This is a genomic window from Kitasatospora sp. NPDC001540 (genome assembly GCF_042894345.1).
Classification (GTDB): Bacteria; Actinomycetota; Actinomycetes; order Streptomycetales; family Streptomycetaceae; genus Kitasatospora; species Kitasatospora phosalacinea_C.
Genome location: NZ_JBIAVO010000004.1, coordinates 249,940 through 274,561, shown reverse-complemented (window position 1 = coordinate 274,561; position 24,622 = coordinate 249,940). Strand labels below are relative to the sequence as shown.

Here is a 24,622-nt window from a genome sequence, read left to right as displayed (position 1 = left end):
GGGATGGACGAGTTGAGCAGCGCACCCGAGACCAAGCACCTCGCGCTGGCCCGCGCCGGGGTGGACCGGGCGGCGCACCGCCGACTGGACGAGCCCTGGCTGGCCGCCGCCTGGAGCCACCCCACCACCCGGGTGCTGCCGATCGCCGGCGGCGAGGCCTTCGTGGTGGACACCGCCACCGGCAGCGAACTGGTGCTGCTGCCCTCCTTCGAGGCCCCCCAGAGCGGCGACCGCTACTTCCTCGGCACCGACGAGGACGGCACCCACTACTTCGCGCTGGACTGCGAGTCGCTGCCCGGCCGGCTCGACGGCGACGCCCGGCCCGCCGGGCTGCGCGAGGTCGGCGGCACGCTCTCCGACCGCGACTCCGGGCTGCTGGTGCACGCCGTCGCCCTGGAGCACTGGCACCGGCTGCACTCCTTCTGCTCCCGCTGCGGCCACCCCACCGAGAAGGCCGGGGCCGGCCACCTGCGCCGCTGCACCTCCTGCGCGGCCGAGCACTACCCGCGCACCGACCCCGCGGTGATCATGCTGATCACCGACGGCGAGGACCGCTGCCTGCTGGGCCGCCAGGCGCTCTGGCCGGAGGGCCGCTGGTCCACGCTGGCCGGGTTCGTCGAGCCCGGCGAGTCGATCGAGCAGGCCGTGGCCCGCGAGGTGCTGGAGGAGGCGGGCGTCCGGGTCGGCGAGGTCGAGTACGTGGCCAGCCAGCCCTGGCCGTTCCCGTCCAGCCTGATGCTCGGCTTCCTCGGCCGGGCGCTGCCCGACGGCACTGGGATCACCGTGGACGGCGAGGAGCTGTCCGAGGCCCGCTGGTTCACCCGGGAGGAACTGCGGGCCGGGATGGCCGCCGGGGAGATCCTGCCCCCGTCCGGCATCTCGATCGCCCGGCACCTGGTCGAACTCTGGTACGGCGAACCGCTCCCGGCGGCCGCCCGCTGGTGACCGCCGACGACGGGGGCGCGCGGAGGCGCTCCGCACGCCCCCGTCGTGCGTCGACCCGCCGACGGGACGCGGACGGCCGCGGGGGTTCCCGTGCCCCAATCCTGGTCGGGGATACGGGATTTCGCTGAAACCGCGCGAGCCGACTGGCTAGATTCACTCGCGTGACGATCCACCGCGGCGGCACCCCGCACCAGCCCAAGTACCAGCGGCTCGCCGCCGACCTGCGCCGCCGGATCGAGTCCGGCGAGTGGGCGGACGGCGGCCGGCTCCCGGTCGAGACCGAACTGGAGGGGCAGTACGGGGTCGCCCGTAACACCGTCCGGCTCGCCGTGGACGCGCTGGTCAACGAGGGCCGGGTGGTGCGCGTCCAGGGCAAGGGCACCTACCTGCGCCAACCCTCCCGGCACGACCACCGGGTGCACGCCCGCCCCGCCCGCCGCGGCCCGCTCACCCCCAGCGGCGAGGTGTACGCCGCCGAGGCCGAGGCCGCCGGGCGGCAGCTCACCGTCGACTTCGAGGTCGCCGCCGTCCGGGCCCGCCGCGACATCGCCGCCTGGCTCGGACTGCGCCCCGAGGACACCGTCATGATGCGCCGCCAGCTCTGCCGGGTCGACCAGGAGCCGTACGCCATCGAGGAGAGCCACTACCGGGCCGGGCTGGCTGCCGGGACGCCGCTGATGCAGGACCGGCCGGTGCCCGGCGGCGACGAGCGGATACTGGCCGAGCTCGGCCGGACCGAGACCGCCGCCACCGACCACCTCACCGCCCGGATGCCGAACCCGGCCGAGGCCGCCTGGTTCGGCCTCGGCCCCGGCGTGCCGCTGCTGGTCAACACCCGGATCAGCAGCGACCGGCGCGGCCCGATCCGGGTGGTGGAGACCCGCTACGCCGCCGACCGGGCCCGGCTGCTCTACGAGCTCGGCGAGGGCGCCCCGGCGGTCGGCTGAACCGGCCGGGCCGGGGCGCTCCGAGGCGACCCGGGCGGTCCGCTCCCGGTCAGGCCAGCGCGGCCTGGACCTGGCGCAGGCTCGGGTTGGTCATCACGCTCTGCTCGCCGGAGGCCGAGACCACCACGACCGTCGGCACCGTCTGGTTGCCGTCGTTGACCGACTCCACGTACGCGGCCGAGGCCGGGTCCTGCTCGATGTTGATCTCGCTGTAGGCGATGCCCTCGCGGTCCAGCTGGCTCTTGAGGCGGTTGCAGTAGCCGCACCAGGTCGTGCTGTACATCGTGACGGTGCCGGACATGGCGAGGTGCTCCTTCGGTCGACGGACGGTGGCCGGGCGGCCGCCCGGTGCAACGTCCGGCGGCCCGGGCCCATTCCGGGGCGGGTGAGTGGTGCGACGATCCGACCATCACGGGCCGCCTGTGGACAAGCCCGTCCGAACTGTCCGGCGCGCCTGCGAGGATGGAGGGCATGCAGGAAGACCTCCTCGGGTTCGACGACCCGCACGCGCAGTACGGCCACGCCCCCGTCGGAGCGGACGCGGTGCTGGCCGGGCTGGACCCCGAGCAGCGCGCCGTGGCCACCGCCCTGCACGGCCCGGTCTGCGTGCTGGCCGGGGCCGGCACCGGCAAGACCCGCGCCATCACCCACCGGATCGCCTACGGCGTGCGCAGCGGCGTCTACCACCCCGCGCAGGTCCTCGCCGTGACCTTCACCGCCCGCGCGGCCGGCGAGATGCGCGGCCGCCTGCGCCAGCTCGGGGCGGACGGCGTGCAGGCCCGCACCTTCCACTCCGCCGCGCTGCGCCAGCTCCAGTACTTCTGGCCGCGCGCCGTCGGCGGCGAGTTCCCCCGGCTGCTGGAGCGCAAGGTCCAGCTGGTCGCCGAGGCGGCCGGCCGCAGCGGCCTGCGCGTCCAGCGCACCGAACTGCGCGACCTGACGGCCGAGATCGAGTGGGCCAAGGTCACCCAGGCCGTCCCCGACGACTACCAGGCCGCCCTGGCCAAGTCCGGCCGCGAGGCCCCGCGGGACCCTGCGGAGATCGCCCGGGTCTACGCCGCCTACCAGGACCTCAAGGGCCAGCGCGGCCTGATCGACTTCGAGGACGTGCTGCTGCTCACCGCCGCCATCCTGGAGGAGCGCCCCGAGGTCGCCGAGCGGGTCCGCGCCCAGTACCGGCACTTCACCGTCGACGAGTACCAGGACGTCTCCCCGCTCCAGCAGCGCCTGCTGGAGCAGTGGACGGGCGGCGACGGCGGCGCCAGCCTCTGCGTGGTCGGCGACGCCAGCCAGACCATCTACTCCTTCACCGGCGCCACCCCCGACCACCTGCTGAACTTCCGGCACCGGTACCCCGAGGCCACCGTGGTCAAGCTGGTCCGGGACTACCGCTCCACCCCGCAGGTGGTGCACCTGGCCAACGGCCTGCTCGCGCAGGCCCGCGGCCAGGCCGCCCAGCACCGGCTGGAACTGGTCTCGCAGCGCGAGGCGGGCCCCGAGCCGGTCTACCGCGAGTACCCGGACGAGCCGACCGAGGCCGAGTCCACCGCCCGGCTGATCCGCGACCTGCTCGGCACCGGCGTGCGGGCCAGCGAGGTCGCGGTGCTGTTCCGCACCAACAGCCAGTCCGAGGTGTACGAGCAGGCCCTCGCCGACCTCGGCATCGCCTACCAGCTCAAGGGCGCCGAGCGGTTCTTCGAGCGCCCCGAGGTCCGCGAGGCCGGCGTGCTGCTCAAGGGCGCCGCCCGGGCCGCCGACGACCCGCTGACGGCCGGCGCGCCCGACCTCGCCGCCCAGGTCCGCGCCGTGCTGGCCACCCGCGGCTTCGCGGCCACCCCGCCGGCCGGCTCCGGCGCCGTCCGCGAGCGCTGGGAGTCGCTGAACGCGCTGGTCCGGCTGGCCGAGGAGTTCGAGGCCGCCCGCACCGCCGCGGGCGAGCGCACCGACCTGGCGGCTTACGTCGCCGAACTGGACGCCCGGGCCGCCGCCCAGCACGCCCCCGCCGTCGAGGGCGTCACGCTGGCCTCGTTGCACGCCGCCAAGGGCCTGGAGTGGGACGCGGTCTTCCTGGTCGGCCTGAGCGAGGGCACGCTGCCGATCATCTACGCCAAGACCGACGAGCAGGTCGAGGAGGAGCGCCGCCTGCTGTACGTCGGCGTCACCCGGGCCCGCCGCTTCCTCACCCTCTCCTGGTCGCTCTCCCGCTCCCCGGGCGGCCGCGCCTCCCGCAAGCCCACCCGCTTCCTGGACGGGCTGCGGCCCGGCTCCGGCAGCCCCGGCGCGCGCACCCGCGGCGGGCGCGGCGGCGTCGAGCCGGGCGCGGAGCGCTCCGCCGCGCGCCGGGCGCGCGGCCCGGTCAAGTGCCGGGTCTGCGACCGGACGCTGACCGAGGGCCGCGAGATCAAGCTCCGCCGCTGCGAGGACTGCCCCTCCACGATGGACGAGGCGCTGTACGAGCGGCTGCGCGAGTGGCGCTCGGTCAAGGCCAAGGAGCAGGGCGCCCCGGCCTACGTGGTGTTCACCGACGCCACCCTGACGGCCATCGCGGAGGACGTGCCGGGCAGCCTCGCGGAGTTGTCCCGGATCTCGGGAGTGGGCGCCATGAAGCTGGACAAGTACGGCGCCGACGTGCTGTTGTTGTGTGCGGGGGAGAGTCCGGAGCCGGTGGGGGAGACCGACCGGGAGCCGGCGCCCGCCCCGTCCGAGGGCGAGGTCGAGAACGAAGCCGGGAACCAGGCTGAGAACGAGGCTGAGAACTCGCCGGAAAAATAGTTTGCGCGCCGCGTGTACGGCGCAATAGCCTGCCGGAGCGGTCAAGGGGACGAGGCCGCGAAGCTCGCAGAGGGCTTGTTTCTGCGTGCGCTGACCATCAACCAGATATCGGAGCCCGGGCGACCGGGCGCCGCGAGACGCCGAGAGGAGGCGAGTTCAGTGGAGACCAAGATGATCACCAAAGTGACCGACCTGATGACCACTCTCGCCATGCCCTCGCGCGTCAGCGCGTCGGGTCTGGGTCTTGGCACGGCCGGCGGCAACGCCGGCGTCCAGCTGTCCGAGCACTGCCTTGTCAGTGATCTGGGCAATGCTGAGGGCACCCGTGTCGAGGCAGGTCTGTCCCGTGACTGGGCGATGTTTGTCGACGGCATTTCGCTGTCCGACGAGCGACCGACCCAGGCACCGAAGGCAGTAGCAGCAGAAGCCCTGCATGGGCGCTATGTGGCCGCCTCCGGTGCCGGAAACAACACGCAGGACCAGCAGATCTCCCTGGCCGAGGCCGCCGTTCGCGGCGCCGGAGCCGGCCGGAAGCAGGCTTTCCGCGGGCCTGGACCCTGGAGCGAACGACCCTGACTGAGCCAGTCACGGGCGGTGCCTCCAGGGCCGCGGAAACCCAGCAACCGGGTTCCGCGGCCCTTCTGTTTTGTCCGGTACGCAAGACCCACCCAGGCCCCCCGGGGCCTCCGGACCGATCCGAACAACGGAACGGCCGGATCCACATCGAAGACGAGGAAGACGCCCACAGTGTCCACGGTCATCACACCGCCGCCCCTCCCGTCCGTACCGACCGACAAGACCGTCAAGGCCGACCAGGCCGACCCCCCGGAGGTAACACTCATGCAGCTCACCGCCATCGACGAGGCTGACTCGCTCGGGCTCCCGATCCCGTGCCGGGCCTTCGACCCGGAGGTCTTCTTCGCGGAGACCCCCGCCGATGTCGAGTACGCCAAGTCCCTGTGTGGCACCTGCCCCGTGAAGGCCGCCTGTCTCACCGGCGCCATCGAGCGCCGCGAGCCGTGGGGCGTCTGGGGCGGCGAGCTCTTCGTCCAGGGCGTCGTCGTCGCCCGGAAGCGCCCGCGTGGCCGTCCGCGCAAGACCGAGGTCATGGCGTGAACCCCGCAGCCAGGGCCGACCGCAGCGGCACCGGAGCCGTCCGCAGGGGAGAGCAGCCCCCGCTGGACACCGCTCTGCGCCACTCGGTACGCATCGCGGCCGCCAAGGCCGACGCAGAACTGTCCCGTCCCTTCCCGAGCACGCACCACGAGCAGGACCACCACATGAACCCCGCCGGCATCGATCCGACCGTCCGCTCCGAGCAGACCACTGAACTCCAGATCCAGAACAGGACCCTTGAGATGAATCTCCTCCAAGAATCCCTGGCGCGCGCGCATATGCAGCAACGCCTCCACGAGGCCGAGGAGCAACGCCTCGGCCTGCGGGTGATGCGCGCGGCGCGACTGCGCCGCAAGGCCGAACGTGCCTCCCTGCGCGCCCGCAAGGCCCTCGCCGTCGCCCTGATGTGACGGATGCACCACCCCCGCCGGTCGGCCGCGAGGCCCCGCCGGTGACACACCCCTGAACGCCGACGGCCGGCTCCCCGCACCCGGGGAGCCGGCCGTCGACGCGTTCCGGTGCCGCCGTTCCGGCCGCCCGCCGGGCGGGTGCGGAGCGGGACCGGAACGACCCCTGGGCGAACCCGGGCACCGTCTGCCCCGTTCCGTCGCATTCATTCCCCGGCCCAAGACCCCACTTCCGCACGGCTGTTCTTCACTCGAACTGGTCGTGCGAGGATGGGCGCCATGTGGCCCTCCCTCCCGCTCGGCGAGAAACTGCGCACCGTGCTCGGCCCGCCGCGCAAGGTCCGCCGCCTGGTCAGCAGCCCGCGCTCCCGGGTCTGGCGGGCCGAACTCTCCGGCCGTCCGGTGGTGGTGAAGCAACTCGTCGACGCGCCCGGCGCCGAACAGCGCTACGCCCGCGAGGCCGCCGCGCTGGCCCTCGCCGGCCGGCCCGGCCGCCCCGGCCGACCGGTGGTGCCCGCGCTGATCGCCACCGACCCGGCCAACCGGCTGCTGGTGCTGGAACGCCTGGAGGACCGCACCCCCGGCCCCGGCTGGCAGACCGACTACGCCACCGCGCTCGCCGGGCTGCACGCGAGCGCCCCCGCCGACCTCGACGACCTCGCCGGGACGGCCCCCGGCACCGACCTGCCCGCCTGGACCGGCCCGACCGAACGCGACCTCGGCTGCTTCATCGCGCTGGCCCGGATCCTCGACGTGCCCGCCCCGCCCGGCGCCCGCGCCGAGGCCGAGGCCCTGGTCGACCGGCTCTCCGCCACCCCCGTCCGGCACGCGCTGCTGCACGGCGACCCCTGCCCGGGCAACGACCTGCACACCGCCGACGGCGTCCGGTTCGTCGACTTCGAGCAGTCCGCCCTCGGCCCCGGCGCGGTCGAATTCGCCTACCTGCGGATCGGCTTCCCCACCTGCTGGTGCTCCACCACCCAGCCCGCCGCCGCCCTGGCCGAGGCCGAGGCCGCCTACCGCACCGCCTGGCGCGCGGCCACCGGCACCGAAGCGGCCGGCGCCGCCGAACTCGCCGACGCCTGCGCGGGCTGGCTGATCCGCGGCGACGCCCTCGTCCCCGCGGCCGAACGCGGCACCGCCGACCACCTGTCCCGGCTCCACCACGGCGACTGGACCTGGGGCAACGCCACCGCCCGCCGCCGCCTCCTGCACCGCCTCCGGGTGGTCGCCGAACTGGCCGACGCCGACACCGCCCTCCCGGTCTTCGGCCGCTTCTGCGCCACCCTCGCCGCCCGCGCCCGCACCACCTGGCCCACCGCGGGCCCGCTCACCACCGAACGGGCCTGACGGCCCCGGCCGGTCAGGCCCGTCAGGCCCGGACGACCGTCACCCCGTGCTGCTCCAGTGCGCGGGCCAGTTCCTCCGGGTAGCCGGGGGCGATCACCGGACCCTCGGAGGCTTCCGCCAACTCCCGTTCGGTGGTGGCGAAGTCGTGCCAGACTAGGGTGAACGGCGGGACGACCCCGAAGCCGCCGCACAGGCAGTCGAGGAGGGGGGCCAGCCCTCCGCCGTAGTAGCCGCCGGGCCCCCGGATCGCCTCGCCGATCGCGCAGTGCAGGCCCGCTTCGTCCTGCACGCCCGCGCCGTCCAGGTGGTACTCGCCACCGGAGCGGTCCGGCCCGAAGCCGTGGAAGACCCGCAGCGCGGCCAGCAGCCAGGCCTGCTTCTGCTCCGCCGTCAACCCGCGCCAGCTCCCCGCCTTCCGGGGCCGCCCGGGCAGCCAGTGCCGCCAGGCCGCGCGGGCCGCCGAGCCGGGCAGCAGATCGGCGTCGACCGACAGCAGGACGTCGACCAGCGCGCCGCCGAGCACCGAGGGCCTGGTCCACTCGACGTCGAAGCCGGTCGAGACCACGGCCGCCCGGCGCCCGTGCGCGTCCAGCGCCCACAGCTCGGTGTACGTCGGCGGGGCGCCCTTGCGCTTGCGCAGGATCCTCCGCATCGGCTCGGCCGGTTCGCAGCCGATCAACCGCAGGTGCGCCTGCGCGGGCTCCGGCCGCTCCACCGCCAGCCCGGGCAGGGTCGCGCAGGCGGCCGTCACCACGTCGTGCCGCGGGGTCAGCTCGAAGCGCAGGAAGGTCCGGCCGGGCCCGCACGCGGAGCCGTACGACAGCTGCACGCCCGCGCCGAGGGTCACGTCCACCAGCGCGGGGTCGTCGGCGTGCGGCGTGACGGCCAGGACCTCGGCGTCCAGCAGCGTCCACCAGGCGTCGTCCTGGGGTTCGGCCGCCCGGCCGACGATCGAGGTCGGGCCGAGCGGGCCGGGCCGGGCCCCGGGGGCGCAGCCGCGCATGGCCAGCACTTCGCGCGGCGGCGGGGGCGGGTCGGCGAACAGGCCCTCGACGGCCGCGCACCGGCCGAGCAGGTGCCAGTCCTGGCCCTCCTCGTCCCAGTCCTCGGCGACGAGGAGGTACCGCACCGGGAACGGCCGGTCCCACCGGGCGTGGTTCTCCGCCCGCACGTAGTCCACCCACACCTGGTCCGACAACCGCCGCCCCCCTCGTCCGGATCGCCCAGCCTGCCCTGACCGGCCCGGGCCGGGCAAGGCATTTGGCGGTCAGGCCCGGCCCGGGGGCGGGAGCGCCGCACCACGGCGACCCGGTCGGTCAGTCGGCCTCCGGTTCGGCGAAGCCGGGCAGCCAGCGGACCAGCTCCTCGTGCAGGCGGACGGTGGCGCCGAGCTGGCACAGGACGCCGATGGTGGAGAGGGTGACCCGGTGGATCAGCAGGTAGGAGGGCGGGAGGTTGAGCCGCTTGCCGAGGTTGTAGGCGGGGGAGCGCGGGTCGGCGATCCGGGCGGCCTGGGTGCGCATCCAGTCGCGGCTGAAGGTGAACTGCTCGGCGCGGGTGGGCTCGATGATCGGGAGCAGGTAGTCGAGCACCGCGTCCGGGTCGAGGGTGATGCCGGGGCGGATGAAGTTCTCCTGCCGGAGCAGGTCGTACACCGCCGCCGCGTCACCGGCCAGAGCCAGGCGCAGCGAGGTGCCGATCGGGCGGGGCAGGCCGCCGGGGAGGCGGTCGACGGTGCCGAAGTCGAGCACGCCGAGCTTCCAACTCGCCGAGGTGCGGCCGGTCTTGACCAGGCGGAAGTTGCCGGGGTGCGGGTCGGCGTGCAGCAGGCCGGTGCGGGTCGGGCCGGCGAACAGGAAGCGGGCGAGCAACTGCCCGGCCCGGTCGCGCTCGGTGCCGGTGCCGTCCGAGACGACCTGGGAGAGCGGCTTGCCCTCCAGCCACTCGGTGACCAGCACCCGCCCGGACTGGGCGACCACCCGGGGCACCAGGATGTCGGCGTCCCCGGTGAACTCCTCGGCGTGCACCTGCTGGGACTCCGCCTCCAGCCGGTAGTCGAGCTCCTCGGTGACCCGCTCGCGCAGTTCGGCGATCAGCGGCTTGATGTCCACGCCCGGGATCAGCGGGCCCAGCACCCGGGCCAGCCGGGAGAGTTGGCCGAGATCGCTGAGCAGGGCGTCGCCCGCGCCCGGGTACTGGATCTTGACCGCGACCTCCCGCCCGTCCTTCCAGACGGCGCGGTGCACCTGGCCGATCGAGGCGGCGGCGGACGGCTGGTCGGAGAAGGACCGGAAGCGGTCGGCCCAGTCGGCCCCGAGGTCGTCGGCGAGCACCGCGTGCACGGTGCGGGTCGGCATCGCCGGGGCGGACTCCTGGAGCTTGGTGAGCGCGGCCCGGTAGGGGCCCGCGACGTCCTCCGGGAGGGCGGACTCGAAGACCGACATGGCCTGCCCGAACTTCATCGCACCGCCCTTCAACTTGCCGAGGGTCGCGAACAGTTGCTCGGCGGTCTGGGCCTGCAGCTCGGCCGCGACCTCCTCCGCGGGCCGCCCGCCCAGGCGCTTGCCCAGGCCGAGGGTGGCCCGCCCGGCGAAGCTCAGCGGCAGCGCCGCCAGCCGGGCCGTCCGGGAGACCGCCTTGCGCGGCATCTCAGACATCCGCCGCCCCCGTCCGGTCGGTGCGGCCGGCGCGGGCCGGGGCCGCCCCGGCACGTGGGCGGACGACCGGCCGAGCCGTGCCGGATCCTGCCTTGCGCGGTAGATCGCTCACCGGACCTCCTGATCCTCCGGACCGGCCGGCTCCCCGCCGGCGGTCGGTACAGCGGCGTCCCGGAGCCCGGCCCGGCGGCCCCGCCACCGCCGCCGGGCGCCGCCGCCCGACCCGGGGGCGGTGCCCCGGGCGGTGGCGGTGGCGGGCGGATCGGTCGTGGACCACCGGACGGGCCCAGGGCTCGTCCTAGGCCATTGTGCCCGTTCGCCCCGGCGCGGCGGACTGCCAGAGACAACCGCAGTCCGGGTGGCTGCGCAGCCGCAGCCGCCGCACCATGCCGTCGGCGGCGGACAGCTCGCACCAGCCGTCCACGCTCGGCGGCGGTGACCCGTCCAGGTACAGCTGGACGTGCAGGGCGGCGAGCCCGGCGACCGCGGCCGCGACCGCGCCGTCGCAGGCCGGGAGGCGGGCCCGGCCGGGGCCCTCGTCGATCAGCTGGGCCAGCAGCCGCGGCCAGGCCTCGTCCTCGTCGCGCCGGGCCAGGGTGGCGCAACTGCCGCAGGCGGAGGCGCCGGGGACGACCAACGGGCCGACCACGCCGAGGTGTTCGAGCACCCCCGTGTACAGGTGCGGGATCCCGGCCCGCATCAGCTCCTGGGCGTCGACGGCGGCCCCGGTGTACGCGGCGGAGCCGTCCCGCGGGGCGAGCACCACCAGGGTGGGCGGCGGGGGAGCGGCGGGCGGACGCCGGTAGCGCTCGCCGACCGGGGCGCCGGTGGCGCGGTGCACCAGTTCGCGGGCGGCGGTGGTGCGCAGCCGCCCGATGTCGCCCGGCGGGAGGCCGCCGGGCGCGCAGTCCCGGGCGGCGACCCGGCCGCGGTCCAGCACCGCGACCTCGCCGATCCCGCCGGCCGCCAGCGCGGCCCCGACGGCGGCCCCGATCCGCCCGGCCCCGCGCACCTCGACCCGGGCCCGGGCCCGCCCGTGCAGCACGGCCGCGGCCTCGCCCGGTGCCGGGTGCACCAGGGAGAGCGAGGCCAGGTCGGGGCCGAGCAGGTCGCGCCGGGCCGGTGGGTACAGCTCCAGCACGTCCCGCAGGGCCTGGGCGTCGTCCAGCAGTTCGCTGCTGCCGAGCGAGTCGAGCACCGCCTGGCAGTACTCGGCGCTCAGGCCGAGCTTCTGCCCGGCGGCGATCACCGCGGGGCCGTCCCGACTGCCGTCGACCAGCTCCAGGAAACCGGCCAGTCTCCGGTCGACGCCCTCGATCAACCGGGCGTGCCGCCGCACGGTGCCGAACTGCAGGGTCTGCTTCTCCCGCCAGAGCCGGGACAGGGCGGGCTTGATCACGGGGCGCATGCGGGTTCCTCCCAGGGTCGGGATCCCGGCGTCGGGATCGCTGGTGACCGCAGCTTGCCCGCCCGTCCGGACGCGCGGAAATCCGTTGTCCACAGCCCCGGTAGGACGATCCGCTCATCACTGTGCACAGCCTGTGGACAACGCGCCCGGGTGGTCCCGGATGCCGCGCCGCCCCGGTGCCGGACTTCTGTCACGGGGACGGGGTAACGTCCTGTGCCATGGCAGCCGAACGGGACTCCCACCGGTCGGCGTCGCGTCGGCGCGCCCGGGCAGCCTCCGGACCGGCGGCCGCGGCGCCGGGTGCGTACGCCAGCACCGGGGCCGACCGCGAGTACACCTCCGACCGCGAGCGCGCGTCCGAGCCGCGCCGCTCGCTCGATCCGCGCCGGGCGTCCGACCCGCGCCGCACCCCCGGCCCGAACCGCGCGCCCGACCAGGCCCGCGCACCCGAGCGCCCCGGCATCGACCGCAGCAAGGTCGAGGTCCGCCGCAGCGCCCGCCGCAGCCGCACCGTCTCCGCCTACCGCGAGGGCGACCGGACGGTGGTGCTGATCCCGGCCCGGATGTCGCACGCCGAGGAGCAGCGCTGGGTGGCGCAGATGCTCGACAAGCTGGCCGCGCAGGAGAGCCGCCGGATGCTCGGCGACGAGGCCCTGCAGTCCCGGGCCCGCGAGCTCTCCCGGCTCTACCTGGACGGCCGGGCCGTCCCCGAGCAGGTCCGCTGGGTCACCAACCAGAACTCCCGCTGGGGCTCCTGCACCCCCAGCGAGCGCACCATCCGGCTCTCCCACCGGCTCCAGGGCATGCCCGAGTACGTGGTCGACTACGTGCTGCTGCACGAGCTGGCGCACCTGCTGGTCCCCGACCACGGCCCCCGGTTCTGGGCCCTGCTGGAGGCCTACCCGCGCACCGAGCGGGCCCGCGGCTACCTGGAGGGCGTCGCCTCCGCGGCCCGGCTGCCGCACATCCCGCCCGCCCGCACCACCTGAGCCCGAGCCCCGAGCCCCGAGCCCCGAGCCCGAGCCCCGAGCCCGCCCCGGACGACGGGTGACGACGAGGCCCCGGCCACCCCCCGAGGAGGGCGGCCGGGGCCTCGCGGCACACCGGGCGCGGTGCGTCAGAGCAACGTGCGGGCCCGCGCCACCAGGTCGCGCACCGAGCGGTCGGTGTCGGACGGCAGGTCGTCCCAGTCGAACCAGCGCAGGTCCAGCGACTCCTCGCTGATCAGCTCGCGCGCCCCGGCCGGGGCCAGGGCCACGTACTGCACGTCCAGGTGGGTGTTCTCCGGCCGGTCCTTCCCGGCGCAGCGGACCTGGTGCCGGTCCAGCTTCACGGGCGCGGTGCGGCCGTCGGTGGCGAGCAGGGACAGGTCCGCGATGCCGGACTCCTCGACCGCCTCGCGCAGCGCGGCCGCGGCCAGCGTGGCGTCGCCGGGCTCGCAGTGGCCGCCCATCTGCAACCACCGCCCGACCTTCGGGTGCAGGGTGAGCAGCACCCGCCCGCCCTCCGGGTCGACCACCAGCGCGCTGGCGGTGACGTGCCCGGGCAGGCAGGCCCGCCACATGCCGTCGGGGCGGTCGGCCAGGTGGGCCAGGTAGTCGCGGCGCAGCTCGTCCTGGTCGGCCCCGTCGGGCGCCCAGTCGGTCAGGGCGCGGACGGCGTCCTCGTGCAGTGCGGTCACGGTCACTTGGCGGTGCCCTCCGGCCCCTGCTCGCCGTCCTCGTCGCCCTCGCCCGGAGCGGTCTTCGGGGCGTCGTCCGACGAGGTGCCCTCGGTGTCCTTCGTCAGGTCCGCCTTGCCGCCGTCGGTCGCACCGTCGGTCGCACCGCCGGTCGCGCCCCCGCCCGCCGCCTCGCCGAGCAGCTTGTCGAGCGCGTCGAAGTCGAAGCCGCCCTCGGTCACCGGCGCGGTGTCCCGGTGCACGAAGCCGTCCGGGTCGTCCAGGTCGGCGGCGGTGGGCAGCATGTCGGGGTGGCTCCACAGCGCGTCCCGGCCCTCGACGCCGCGGGCGTCGGCGAGCGAGGCCCACAGGCGGGAGGCGTCGCGCAGGCGGCGGGGGCGCAGTTCGAGGCCGACCAGGGTGGCGAAGGTCTGCTCGGCGGGGCCGCCGGAGGCGCGGCGGCGGCGGAGCGTCTCGCGCAGGGCGGCGGCGTGCGGCAGGTGCGGGGCGGCGGCGGTGTGCACCACGGCGTCGACCCAGCCCTCGACCAGGGCGAGCGCGGTCTCCAGGCGGGCCAGGGCGGCCTTCTGCTCGGGGGTGTCCTCGGGCTGGAGCAGGCCGCCGGCCAGCGCCTCCTGGAGGGCCTCGGGGTTGGCCGGGTCGATCTGGCCGACGAGTTCCTCCATCCGCGAGGTGTCGACCTTGATGCCGCGGGCGTACGCCTCGACGGCGCCGAACAGGTGCGCCCGCAGCCACGGCACGTGGGCGAACAGGCGCTGGTGGGCGGCCTCGCGCAGGGCGAGGTAGAGCCGGACCTCCTCGGCGGGCACGTTCAGGCCCTCGCCGAACTCGGCGATGTTCTGCGGCAGCAGCGCGGCCTTCCCGGCGGGGGCCAGCGGCAGGCCGACGTCGGTGGAGCCGAGCACCTCGGCGGCCAGCGCGCCGAGCGCCTGCCCGATCTGGGTGCCGAACATGGCGCCGCCCATCGAGCGCATCATGCCCATCAGCGGCCCGGCCATCGCCTGCATCTCCTCGGGCAGCACGCCGCCCATGGCGTTGCCGACCCGCTCGGCGACCGGATCGACCAGGTCCTTCCAGACCGGCAGGGTGGCCTCGATCCACTCGGCGCGGCTCCAGGCGACCGCGGCGGAGGAGGTGGAGGGGAACTCGGTGGCGGAGTCCAGCCACAGGTCGGCGAGCCGGACGGCCTCGGTGACGGCGGTGCGCTCGGCCGCGCCGACCGAGCGGTCCTTGCTCTTCCCCTCGGGCTGCTCGGCGACGACGGTCTGCCGGGCGATGTTCTTGGCGAGCTCCCAGTTCACCGGGCCGCCCTCGAACGAGAGCATCTGCCCGAGCTGCTGGAACGCGGCGCCGAGGTCGTTGGGGTTGAAGCCGCCCATCATCGCGGCGAACGGGTTGTCCCCGCCCTGGCCGCCCGCGCCGAAGAGCGCCCCGAAGGGGTTGCCGGTGCCGAAGCCGAAGGGCTGCTGCGGGGTCGAGTCGCCCTGCTCGCCGTCCTTCTTGCCCTTGTTCTTGCCGTCCTCGGGCTCCTCGGGGGGAACGCCGAATCCGAAGGGGAGGTCGCTCACGGGGGTCCTCGATCTGATCGGCCGTCACGCGGGTGGTGTGGCGGGAAAGTCTGCCGCCCGGGGGCTCCGAGCGGTTTCAATGGTCTCGCGGCGACCGCGCCGGGTGCACCGCCGGGGCCGAGCCTCGGGCAGGATGGTCGAGTGCGTGACACTCGTACGTCCGCACTTAAGCTAACCGTGGAGGATGGCCGGTGAGTTCCCCGCCTTCGGACGTTCGCTCTGGGCTGACCGAGGGCGAGGACGCGCCGACCGTCGCCGGATCGCCGACTCCAGCCTACGGCGGCAGGCCGCTGACCGTGGCCGTCACCGGTGCGGCGGGGGTGCTCGGCGAGCGCGTCGCGCAGCGGCTGGTGGACTCCCCGCACGTGCGACGGGTGCTGGCGGTGGACGAGCGGCGCGGCGAGGTGCCCGGCGTGCAGTGGCGGGTGCTGGACGTGCGCGACCCGGCGGTGGCCGAGCGGCTGGCCGGGGTGGACGTGGTGGTGCACCTGGCGATGGACCTCGGCATGGAGTCCGACCCGCGCGCCCGCAGCGCGTACAACGTGCGCGGCGCGCAGACCGTGGTGACCGCCGCCGCGGCCGCCGGGGTGCACCGGGTGGTGCTGTGCACCTCCGCGATGGTCTACGGGGCGCTGCCCGACAACGAGGTCCCGCTGGCCGAGGACTCCGAGCTGCGGGCCACCGAGGAGGCCTCGCTGGTCGGCGACCTGCTGGAGATCGAGCGCCTGGCCCGGCGCGCCCCGCGCGCCCACCCGGGGCTGCAGGTCACCGTGCTGCGCCCGGCGGTGGTGGTCGGCCCGGGCATCGACACCGTGCTGACCCGGCACTTCGAGGCCCCGCGGCTGCTGGTGGTGGCGGGCTCCCGGCCGTGCTGGCAGTTCTGCCACCTGGACGACCTGGCGGCGGCGCTGGAGTACGCGGCGCTCGGGCTGGTGGAGGGCGAGGTGACGGTCGGCTGCGACGGCTGGCTGGAGCAGGAGGACGTGGAGGAGCTGTCCGGGATCCGCCGGATGGAGCTGCCCGCCTCGCTGGCCCTGGGCACCGCGGCCCGGCTGCACAGGCTGGGCCTGACCCCGGCCCCGGCCGGGGACCTGGCGTACACCATGTACCCGTGGGTGGTGTCCGGCAGCCGCCTGCACGAGGCGGGCTGGCGGCCGCGGTACACCAACGAGGAGGTGCTGGCCGAGCTGCTGGCCCAGGTGTCGGGCAAGCACGCGGTGGCCGGGCGCCGGCTGGGCGGCAAGGAGGCGGCGACCAGCCTGGGCGCGGCGGGGGCGACGGTCGCGCTGATCGGCACCGCCGCGCTGGTGCGCCGGGCCCGCAAGCACCGCCGGATCTGAGCGCCGCCGGATCCGAGTGCCGCCGGGCCTGCGGGCGCCGCCGGATCTGATCACCACCTTTTCGCATCACGGAATTACCGCATCGTGATACGAAAATCCTTGCGGCCGGTCGACGGACATGCGGAATGATGGTGGGCATGTCCGAGAACCACGACCCGATCCGCCTGCTCGCCGTCCGCGAGACCCCGCTCTCGCTGGACGAGGTCCACGCCGCGGTCGGCGACGACGCGGCCGGCGGCACCACCCTGTTCGTCGGCACGGTCCGCGACCACGACGGCGGCAAGCCGGTCGCCGCGCTGGAGTACAGCGCCCACCCGACCGCCCTGCGCGAGCTGCGCCGGATCGCCGAGAAGGTCTGCGCGGACTTCCCGGTCCGGGCGCTGGCCGCGGTGCACCGCACCGGTCGGCTGGAGATCGGGGACGTCGCGGTGATCGTCGCGGTGTCCTGCCCGCACCGCGGCGAGGCGTTCGCGGCCTCCCGGCGGCTGATCGACGACCTCAAGCACGAGGTGCCGATCTGGAAGCACCAGGTCTTCACCGACGGCGAGGAGGAGTGGGTCGGCGCGGGCTCCTGCTGAGGCCCCCGTGTCCGCGCGGGGCGGCGCTCGTTCCCCGTTCGGCGGTACCCCGTCGCGGTGAAGACCGGGCCCGTCCCGTAACCCGGATGCCGCGCGCGCCGTTCCCCCTGCAGGCGGTTAATCTGCTGATACGCATGACGAGCCTGTGGGGAGTTCGAAGATGGCTGCGCTCGCCTGGTTGATCATTCCTGTGGTGGCCGGGGTCCTGGCCGCGGTCTGGGCCACCTGGGCCGCCCGCCCGCCCCGTGCCATGACCGACCCGTCCTCGCTCGCCGAGCACGAGCGCTTCCGCGCCGCGATGGAGCGCAGTACCGGCGTCCGCGACTGACCGCGGGGGAGCGGGGCCGGGGCCCGTCGCGGGCCCCGGCCCCGCGCCGCCCCGATCGGCGGTGCGGGGCCCGGGCCAGCTGTACACCCCGTCCCGCACTTCCCGTACTGTCGTGGCATGCCACGCCGATCGGCGACGATGCTCGCCGCCACCCTGCTGCTGATAGGCCTGCTCTGCGCTTCGGTCCTGTTCAAGGTGCCGTTCACCGAGATGAGCCCGGGGCCGACGTACAACACCCTCGGCGTGCAGGACAAGACGGGCACCCCGGTGATCACCATCACCGGGCACGAGACCTACCCGACCAGCGGGCACCTGAACATGACCACGGTCCAGGTCACCGGGGCGAACTACCAGCCCGGCCTGGTCTCGGCGATCGTCGGCTGGGTCCGGGACGACGTCCTGGTCGTCCCGCACGACAACGTCTACCCGCAGGGCCAGACCGACCAGGAGGCCCAGCAGGAGAACGCGGAGCAGTTCGCCTCCTCCGAGGACAGCGCCAAGACCGCGGCCCTGAAGCAGCTGAACATCCCGGTCGGCACCGAGGTCATCGTCTCCGCGGTGAGCGCGGGCGGGCCCTCCGAGGGCAAGCTGCACGCCGGTGACCAGATCGTCGCGGTGGACGGGGTCGCCATCACCGACCGGACGCAGGTCGCCCAGCAGGTGACCAAGCACAAGCCCGGCGAGAGCGTGGTCTTCACCGTCGTCCCGCACGCCAAGGCCAGTGCGACGCCGGACCCGGCGGACGAGGTGCAGGTGCCGGTGGTCACCGCGAAGTCGGACGACGGGGGCCCCGAGCGGGCGGTCGTCGGGATCACGCCCAGCGTCGACCACGTCTACCCGTTCAAGATCGACATCGGTCTGCAGGACGTCGGCGGCCCCAGCGCCGGGCTGATGTTCGCGCTCGGCATCGTCGACAAGCTGACCCCCACCGACCTCACCGGCGGCAAGTTCGTGGCGGGCACCGGCACCATCGACGACGACGGCGCGGTCGGCCCGATCGGCGGCATCCAGATGAAGCTGATCGCCGCCCGGGACAAGGGCGCCGAGTACTTCTTCACCCCCGCGGACAACTGCGCCGAGGCGACCAAGGGCACCCCGTCCGGCCTCACCCTGGTCAAGGTCGAGAACCTGGACGGCGCGGTGAAGGCGCTCGACAGCATCCGCAGCGGCGACAGGGCGGCCCTGCCCGGCTGCGGCAAGTAGCGGCACGGCAACGGCGGAGGACCCCCGGCCGGGGGTCCTCCGCCGTTGCCGTGGCGCGGGGCGGCGGGTGGCTCAGGAGAAGGTCGCCAGCAGGGCGTCGGTCAGGTTGGGGACGAGCTCCGGGCCGGTGAGCACCTCGCGGGCGACGTCCTTCTCGCGCAGCCGCAGGGCGACCTCCTTGGCGCCGTCGCGCAGCACGGCCGCGGTGATCCGGACCTCCTGGCGCTGCGGGTGGGAGGCCACCCACTCGTTGATCTCCTGCTCGGTGGCGTTCTTCGGCCGGGAGGCCTCCGCGCCGGGCGGGAGCATCAGCCGCTCGACCACCAGGGCGCAGCCGACCACGCCGTCGGGCCAGGCGATGGTGCCGAGGAAGCGGTCGAGCTCGGTGCCCGGGGGGATCTCCTCCTGCTCGACCGGGGTCAGGCCGGTCGGGTTGTCGTCCAGGCCCAACTGCGAGGCGAGCCGCGGGTTGGCCTTGCGCATCTGCGCGTTGTCGACCAGGGCGAACAGGCGGGCGGGGAGGTCCCAGCCGAGGGTCGCGACGTGCTCGTCGATCTCCAGGGCGGCCCGGGTGAGGGGGGTGGCCGCGGGGAGGCCGGAGGCGGCGGCGGTCAGGTCAGGGGAGTCGGACATGGGCCAATCCTCACATGCCCGAGGGGGCCCGCTCCAACTCCGACGCAGCCTCCGGGAACTCAGGTAAAGACTGTTTAAGTTGCATGGGAGACCGCTGTCCGCCATGGTGCGGCGGCACGCAACTCCGACGACGACAGCTGAGGTGGCGCCTTGACCTTCCAGATGCCGGACCGCTCAGGTCCGGGTTCCCGAGCGAGAGTCGGCCCGCCGTCGCGCCGGGCGAAGGTACTGCTGCTGACGCTCGGCGTGCTGGCGGCGCTGTTCCTGCTGTTCGTGATGTTCGCGGGGCTGTGGACCGACTGGCTGTGGTTCGACTCGGTGCACTACGGCTCGGTGTTCACCTCGCAACTGGGCGCCAAGGTCGGCCTGTTCGCGGTGTTCGGGCTGCTGATGGCGCTGGTGGTCGGCTTCAACCTGTGGCTGGCGCACCGGCTGCGGCCGCCGCTGGCCGCGATGTCGGTGGAGCAGCAGAGCCTGGACCGCTACCGGATGGGCGTCGCGCCGTTCCGCAAGTGGCTGCTGGTCGGCCTGTCGCTGCTGGTCGGCCTGGCGGCGGGCGCCGCCGCGGGCGCGCAGTGGCGGACGTGGATGCTCTGGGTCAACGGCACCCCGTTCGGGGTCAGGGACAGCCAGTTCCACAAGGACGTCTCGTACTACGCGTTCAAGCTGCCCTGGTACGAGTTCGTGCTGGGCTTCGCGTTCAGCGCGGTGATCGTCTCGCTGCTGGCCGCGGCGGCCGTGCACTACCTGTACGGGGGCCTGCGGCTGCAGGGGCCCGGGCGGCGGGCGAGCGCCGGGGCGCAGGGCCACCTGGCCGTGCTGCTGGGCGTGTTCGTGCTGCTGAAGGCGGTCGCGTACTGGCTGGACCGGTACGCGCTGGCGGTGAAGAGCGAGTCGTACAAGAACGTCGACGGCTGGACCGGCCTGCGCTACGTGGACGCGAACGCGTTCCTGCCGGCCAAGACGATCCTGTTCTTCGTCGCGGTCATCTGCGCGCTGCTGTTCTTCCTGACGCCGGTCCGGCGGACGTGGGCGCCGGCGCTGATCGGCTTCGGGCTGATGGCGCTGTCGGCGATCCTGGTCGGCGGGGTGTACCCGGCGCTGGTGCAGCAGTTCCAGGTCAAGCCGAACGAGCAGGCCAAGGAGACCCGCTACATCCAGCAGAACATCGACGCGACCCGGCAGGCGTACGGCATCGCGGGCGCGGCCGAGCAGCAGTACGCGCCGACCGACTCGACCGACGCCGAGAAGCTGAAGCAGGACGCGCAGACCATCGCCGACATCCGGCTGCTGGACCCGAACGTGGTCATGCCGACGTTCCAGCAGAACCAGGCGCTGCGCAACTACTACGCCTTCCCCAAGACGCTGGACGTGGACCGGTACGGCAAGCAGGACACCGTGCTGGGCGTGCGCGAGCTGGACCTGGCGGGCGTGCAGCAGCGCAACTTCATCAACGACCACTTCAAGTACACCCACGGGTACGGCGTGGTGGCCGCCAAGGGCAACCAGGTCGACCAGAACGGCAACCCGGTCTACACCGAGCAGTCGCTGCCGACCACCGGCGACCTGGGCTCCTACGAGCAGCGGGTGTACTACGGCGAGAAGACCACGATGTACTCGGTCGTCGGCCCCGGCATGGACGAGATCGACTACACCCGGGACGGCCAGCCGGACCAGACCTCCCAGTACGGCGGCGGCAGCGGCGTCCCGATGGACAACCCGCTGACCAGGGCGGCGTACGCGGTGAAGTTCGCCGAGCCGCAGCTCCTCTACTCGGGGGCGATCAAGGACGGCGCGAAGATCCTGTACGACCGCACCCCCAAGGAGCGGGTCGAGAAGGTCGCGCCGTGGCTGTCGATCGACGCCGACCCGTACCCGGTGGTGCAGGGCGGGCGGCTGGTGTGGGTGCTGGACGGCTACACCACCTCGGACGGTTACCCGTTCTCCTCGAAGACCACCTTCGGTGACGCCACCAAGGACTCGATGACCGACCAGCGCGGCCGCACCCTGACCGCCGCCAACCAGGTCAACTACATCCGCAACTCGGTGAAGGCCACCGTGGACGCGTACACCGGCGAGGTGACGCTCTACCAGTGGGACGAGGCCGACCCGGTGCTGAAGACCTGGATGAAGGCGTTCCCGGGCACGGTGAAGGCGAAGGCGGACATCCCGGCCGCCCTGCTGCCGCACCTGCGCTACCCGCAGGACCTGTTCAAGGTGCAGCGCGACCTGCTCGGGCAGTACCACATGACCGACGCCACCGCGTTCTTCAACGGCACCGACATCTGGGAGGTGCCGGAGGACCCGACGGTCAACACCCACGAGGTGCAGCCGCCGTACTACCTGACGGTGCGGATGCCGGACACGCAGGAGGCCAGCTTCTCGCTGACCACCTCCTTCGTGCCCGCGGGCCGCAAGAACCTGACCGCGTTCATGTCGGTGGACGCCGACCCGGGCCCGGACTACGGCAAGTTGCGCATCCTGCGGATGACCTCCAGCTCGGGCGCGCTCGGCCCGGCGCTGACCCAGGCGAAGTTCAACTCCGACTCCGAGGTGGCCCGGCAGCTGACCCTGCTGAGCAACGGCGACGACTCGGGCCTGGTCTACGGCAACCTGCTGACCCTGCCGGTCGGCGGCGGCATCCTCAACGTGGAGCCGGTGTACCTGGTCGCCCGCGGCGCCAAGGTGCCGGTGCTGAAGAAGGTGCTGGCGGTGTACGGCGACCGCAACGTGGCGCTGGCCGACACCCTGGACGAGGCGCTGGCCAAGGTGCTCGGCAACGCGGCGGCCGGGGCCACCACGCCCACCGCCCCGGCCCAGCCGGGTACCCCGGGCACGGACCAGCCGCCCACCACCCCGACGACGCCCACCACCCCGGAGAGCCCGGAGCTGCAGAAGGCGCTCGCGGACGCCCAGAAGGCCTTCGACGAGGGCCAGGCCGCCATGAAGAACGGCGACTGGACGGCGTACGGCAAGGCCCAGGAGGCGCTGAAGAAGGCGATCGCCGACGCGGTGGCCGCCGAGCAGAAGGGCGGCGGCGCCCAGCCGGGCGGCTCGCCGTCGACCGCGCCGTCGGCCTCGCCGGGCGCCTCACCGCCCGCGTCGCCGCCCGCGTCGCCCTCGGCCTCGCCCACCGGCTGAGCTGCGGCAACCGGTTTGTTGGTCCACCCCGTGATCGTGATACAGTGGTTTCACCGACGCGGGGTGGAGCAGCTCGGTAGCTCGCTGGGCTCATAACCCAGAGGTCGCAGGTTCAAATCCTGTCCCCGCTACTCAGTAGCGAAAGGCCCGGAGGCATCAGCCTCCGGGCCTTTGCCATTCCTTGGGACTCCGGGTGATTGACACCCCCTGTGGTCCAGTCCAATCTGAGTCATGCCCATGACGGGCGGCCCCCACCGCCCGTCCTGATGCGCTGCAACTCGCATGCCAGCAACGAGGGTCGATCACGTTCTGGCTCCGTCTGCCGCTCTCCCCGACCGGGTGTCGGACGGCGTTCCTGCATCCCCACGTGACAGGAGAGAGGCACATCCGCATGCATCGCAACAACCGCAGGGCCTGGGCCGTCACGGCCGCGGCCGCCACGCTGCTCGCCGGGGCGGTGTCGCTGCTGGGAGCCCCCAGCGCGAGCGCCGGACCGGGCAACACCACCGGGGCCCCCGCCACCAGCGGCGGCATGAAGGTCGCGTACTTCGACCAGTGGTCGATCTACCAGAACGCCTTCTACCTGAAGAACGTCGACACCAACGGCATGGCCGGGAAGCTCGACTACCTGCTGTACGACTTCGCCAACATCGACCCGAACAACCTGACCTGCTTCGAGCCGAACTCGGCGGCCTCCCAGGACGAGAACAACCCGAACGCGGGCGACGGCGCGGGCGACTACTACGCCGACTACGCGAAGACCTTCGCCAACGGCAACAGCGTCGACAACTCCACCGACACCTGGAACCAGCCGCTGGCTGGCAACTTCCACCAGCTCCAGGAGCTGAAGGCGAAGTACCCCAAGCTCAAGGTGCTGATGTCGATCGGCGGTTGGACGTACTCCAAGTACTTCTCCGACGTGGCCGCCAGCGACGCCGCGCGCAAGAAGTTCGTCTCCTCCTGCGTCGACATGTTCATCAAGGGCAACCTCCCCGCGCAGGGCGGTTACGGCGGCCCGGGCACCGGCAAGGGCATCTTCGACGGCTTCGACATCGACTGGGAGTACCCGGGCGGCGGCGGCCACCTCGGCAACCACGCCTCGCCGAACGACAAGCAGAACTTCACCGCGCTGCTGGCCGAGTTCCGCAACCAGCTCAACACCCAGGGCGGCGCCGACGGCAAGACCTACGCGCTGAGCGCGGCGCTCCCGGCCGGCCAGGACAAGATCCAGTACATCGAGACCGACAAGATCGGGCAGTACCTGACCTTCGCGGACCCGATGACGTACGACATGCACGGCGGCTGGGAGGCCCAGGGGCCGACCAACCACCAGACGCCGGTCTACCAGAACCCGAACGACCCGATGAACAACGTGCCGCCGGGCAACGCCAAGTACTCGATCGACGAGGCGGTCAAGGCGTACACGGTCGGCGACTCCTCGTACGGCATCCCCGGCGGGTTCCCGGCGAACAAGCTGAACATGGGCGTCCCGCTGTACTACCGGGGCTGGACGGGCGTGGCGGCGGGCGCCAACCACGGGCTGTTCCAGCCCGCCAGCGGACCGGCCCAGGGCGCGCCGAACTCCGGCAACGTCAACGGCGTGCGGATGTACAAGGAACTGCTCGGGACGGTGGACAACCCCAGCTACACCTACTGGGACGCCGCCTCGCAGGCCGCGTACTTCTACGACGGCAACAACTTCTGGTCCGGTGAGAACGCCAGGTCCATCCAGGCCAAGATGGACTACGCGCACTGCAACGGCCTCGGCGGCTCCTTCGTGTTCTCGCTGTACGACGACCCGAACGCGGCGCTGCTCAACCCGCTGATGACGGCCACCAACGGCTCGGCCGCCTCCTGCCCGGCCCCGCCGACCGGCTCGCCCAGCGCCAGCGCCTCGCCGACGAAGTCCGCCTCCCCGTCGCCGTCGACCAGCCCGTCCACCTCCCCCTCGACCAGCCCGTCGACCTCGCCGTCCACCAGCCCGTCCTCCTCGCCCACCTCGCCCGGCGGCGGCATCGTCGCCAACCCGGGCCTGGAGTCCGGCGCGCTCAGCCCGTGGACCTGCGCGGGCGGCGGCGGTGCGGCGGTCAGCGGCGGCCACAGCGGCTCGTACGCCCTGCAGGGCAACGTCAGCGCCGGGGACACCGCGCAGTGCCAGCAGGTGGTGACGGTCAAGCCGAACACCACCTACACGCTGTCCGCCTGGGTCAAGGGCAACTACACCTACCTGGGCGTCACCGGCTCCGGCGCGGACAGCTCGACCTGGACCCCCGGCGGGAGCGCGTGGACGCAGCTGTCCACCAAGTTCTCCACCGGTGCCTCGGTCACCTCGGTGACGATCTGGGTGCATGGTTGGTACGGACAGGGTGCTTACCAGGCCGATGACTTCAGCGTCAGCTGAGCCTGCGTCAACATCGTTTTGAGGAAGGCCCGGCGGACTCCGTCCGCCGGGCCTTCGCCCTTGCGGGCGCGCGGAGTTGATCGACTCCGGTACGATGCGTGGCCGGGGTTTGTGGGGCTCAAGTGTCGGGAAATCGACAAAGAGCCG

21 protein-coding genes and 1 tRNA gene are annotated in these 24,622 nt (G+C 73.7%); 15 read left to right on the top strand and 7 right to left on the bottom strand.

The window, feature by feature from the left end; all coding sequences use genetic code 11:
* The first annotated feature begins 3 nt into the window (after positions 1-3).
* Both nudC and ACFY00_RS08050 read left to right on the top strand, forming a co-directional pair.
* Positions 4-945 (top strand): NAD(+) diphosphatase, encoded by a 942-nt coding sequence (nudC, locus tag ACFY00_RS08055; protein WP_388028425.1) that lies wholly within the window; start codon positions 4-6, stop codon positions 943-945.
* A 161-nt stretch (positions 946-1,106) separates the two neighbouring features.
* On the top strand, positions 1,107-1,892 hold the full coding sequence (locus ACFY00_RS08050) for a GntR family transcriptional regulator (RefSeq protein ID WP_388028424.1): 786 nt from the start codon (positions 1,107-1,109) through the stop codon (positions 1,890-1,892).
* Between the two features lie 49 nt (positions 1,893-1,941).
* Here ACFY00_RS08050 and ACFY00_RS08045 read toward each other — a convergent pair whose 3' ends face one another.
* Positions 1,942-2,193: a mycoredoxin gene (locus ACFY00_RS08045; RefSeq protein WP_285734670.1), complete on the bottom strand. Its 252-nt coding sequence runs from the start codon at positions 2,191-2,193 to the stop codon at positions 1,942-1,944.
* A 170-nt stretch (positions 2,194-2,363) separates the two neighbouring features.
* Here ACFY00_RS08045 and ACFY00_RS08040 point away from each other — a divergent pair, with 170 nt between their 5' ends.
* From ACFY00_RS08040 to ACFY00_RS08020, 5 genes are all read left to right on the top strand, one after another.
* A complete protein-coding gene (locus tag ACFY00_RS08040) occupies positions 2,364-4,664 on the top strand; it encodes an ATP-dependent DNA helicase UvrD2 (RefSeq protein WP_388028421.1) in 2,301 nt (766 codons plus the stop codon).
* Positions 4,665-4,823: 159 nt separating this feature from the next.
* Positions 4,824-5,240: a hypothetical protein gene (locus ACFY00_RS08035; RefSeq protein ID WP_388028419.1), complete on the top strand. Its 417-nt coding sequence runs from the start codon at positions 4,824-4,826 to the stop codon at positions 5,238-5,240.
* 171 nt (positions 5,241-5,411) lie between these two features.
* A complete protein-coding gene (locus ACFY00_RS08030) occupies positions 5,412-5,780 on the top strand; it encodes a WhiB family transcriptional regulator (RefSeq protein ID WP_285734674.1) in 369 nt (122 codons plus the stop codon).
* A gap of 164 nt (positions 5,781-5,944) precedes the next feature.
* Positions 5,945-6,190: a hypothetical protein gene (locus ACFY00_RS08025; RefSeq protein WP_033212161.1), complete on the top strand. Its 246-nt coding sequence runs from the start codon at positions 5,945-5,947 to the stop codon at positions 6,188-6,190.
* A gap of 276 nt (positions 6,191-6,466) precedes the next feature.
* Positions 6,467-7,537: an aminoglycoside phosphotransferase family protein gene (locus ACFY00_RS08020; RefSeq protein ID WP_388028416.1), complete on the top strand. Its 1,071-nt coding sequence runs from the start codon at positions 6,467-6,469 to the stop codon at positions 7,535-7,537.
* 22 nt (positions 7,538-7,559) lie between these two features.
* Here the strand turns inward: ACFY00_RS08020 and ACFY00_RS08015 are convergent, their stop codons facing one another.
* The 3 genes from ACFY00_RS08015 to ACFY00_RS08005 all read right to left on the bottom strand — a co-directional run bounded on the left by ACFY00_RS08015 (position 7,560) and on the right by ACFY00_RS08005 (position 11,602).
* The gene (locus ACFY00_RS08015; RefSeq protein ID WP_388028414.1) at positions 7,560-8,735 is read right to left on the bottom strand and encodes a barstar family protein; all 1,176 of its coding nucleotides are present in this window, start codon (positions 8,733-8,735) and stop codon (positions 7,560-7,562) included.
* A gap of 118 nt (positions 8,736-8,853) precedes the next feature.
* Positions 8,854-10,194, bottom strand: coding sequence for an ABC1 kinase family protein (locus ACFY00_RS08010; protein ID WP_388028412.1), 1,341 nt, complete (start codon positions 10,192-10,194; stop codon positions 8,854-8,856).
* Positions 10,195-10,492: 298 nt separating this feature from the next.
* Positions 10,493-11,602: a ThiF family adenylyltransferase gene (locus ACFY00_RS08005; protein WP_388028409.1), complete on the bottom strand. Its 1,110-nt coding sequence runs from the start codon at positions 11,600-11,602 to the stop codon at positions 10,493-10,495.
* A 461-nt stretch (positions 11,603-12,063) separates the two neighbouring features.
* Between ACFY00_RS08005 and ACFY00_RS08000 the strand changes: the two genes are divergently transcribed.
* Positions 12,064-12,591, top strand: a complete 528-nt coding sequence (locus ACFY00_RS08000) for a M48 family metallopeptidase (protein WP_388028624.1) — start codon at positions 12,064-12,066, stop codon at positions 12,589-12,591.
* A gap of 128 nt (positions 12,592-12,719) precedes the next feature.
* On the opposite strand, the gene ACFY00_RS07995 is transcribed toward ACFY00_RS08000, so the two are convergent.
* On the bottom strand, positions 12,720-13,283 hold the full coding sequence (locus tag ACFY00_RS07995; RefSeq protein ID WP_388028622.1) for an NUDIX hydrolase: 564 nt from the start codon (positions 13,281-13,283) through the stop codon (positions 12,720-12,722).
* 2 nt (positions 13,284-13,285) lie between these two features.
* The gene (locus tag ACFY00_RS07990; protein WP_388028407.1) at positions 13,286-14,851 is read right to left on the bottom strand and encodes a zinc-dependent metalloprotease; all 1,566 of its coding nucleotides are present in this window, start codon (positions 14,849-14,851) and stop codon (positions 13,286-13,288) included.
* Positions 14,852-15,042: 191 nt separating this feature from the next.
* On the opposite strand from ACFY00_RS07990, the gene ACFY00_RS07985 reads away from it, so the two are divergent.
* The 4 genes from ACFY00_RS07985 to ACFY00_RS07970 all read left to right on the top strand — a co-directional run bounded on the left by ACFY00_RS07985 (position 15,043) and on the right by ACFY00_RS07970 (position 18,300).
* Positions 15,043-16,191: an NAD-dependent epimerase/dehydratase family protein gene (locus ACFY00_RS07985; protein ID WP_388028405.1), complete on the top strand. Its 1,149-nt coding sequence runs from the start codon at positions 15,043-15,045 to the stop codon at positions 16,189-16,191.
* Positions 16,192-16,328: 137 nt separating this feature from the next.
* On the top strand, positions 16,329-16,769 hold the full coding sequence (locus ACFY00_RS07980) for a molybdenum cofactor biosynthesis protein MoaE (protein WP_285734691.1): 441 nt from the start codon (positions 16,329-16,331) through the stop codon (positions 16,767-16,769).
* Positions 16,770-16,929: 160 nt separating this feature from the next.
* Positions 16,930-17,097: a hypothetical protein gene (locus ACFY00_RS07975; RefSeq protein ID WP_285734692.1), complete on the top strand. Its 168-nt coding sequence runs from the start codon at positions 16,930-16,932 to the stop codon at positions 17,095-17,097.
* A 117-nt stretch (positions 17,098-17,214) separates the two neighbouring features.
* Positions 17,215-18,300 (top strand): PDZ domain-containing protein, encoded by a 1,086-nt coding sequence (locus ACFY00_RS07970; protein ID WP_388028403.1) that lies wholly within the window; start codon positions 17,215-17,217, stop codon positions 18,298-18,300.
* 72 nt (positions 18,301-18,372) lie between these two features.
* On the opposite strand, the gene ACFY00_RS07965 is transcribed toward ACFY00_RS07970, so the two are convergent.
* Positions 18,373-18,933: a PPA1309 family protein gene (locus ACFY00_RS07965; protein WP_388028401.1), complete on the bottom strand. Its 561-nt coding sequence runs from the start codon at positions 18,931-18,933 to the stop codon at positions 18,373-18,375.
* Positions 18,934-19,095: 162 nt separating this feature from the next.
* On the opposite strand from ACFY00_RS07965, the gene ACFY00_RS07960 reads away from it, so the two are divergent.
* From ACFY00_RS07960 to ACFY00_RS07950, 3 genes are all read left to right on the top strand, one after another.
* Positions 19,096-22,074 (top strand): UPF0182 family protein, encoded by a 2,979-nt coding sequence (locus ACFY00_RS07960; RefSeq protein WP_388028619.1) that lies wholly within the window; start codon positions 19,096-19,098, stop codon positions 22,072-22,074.
* A gap of 57 nt (positions 22,075-22,131) precedes the next feature.
* Positions 22,132-22,205: transfer RNA gene (locus tag ACFY00_RS07955), tRNA-Met, on the top strand.
* Positions 22,206-22,465: 260 nt separating this feature from the next.
* Positions 22,466-24,475: a glycosyl hydrolase family 18 protein gene (locus tag ACFY00_RS07950; RefSeq protein WP_388028399.1), complete on the top strand. Its 2,010-nt coding sequence runs from the start codon at positions 22,466-22,468 to the stop codon at positions 24,473-24,475.
* The last annotated feature ends 147 nt before the right edge of the window (positions 24,476-24,622 follow it).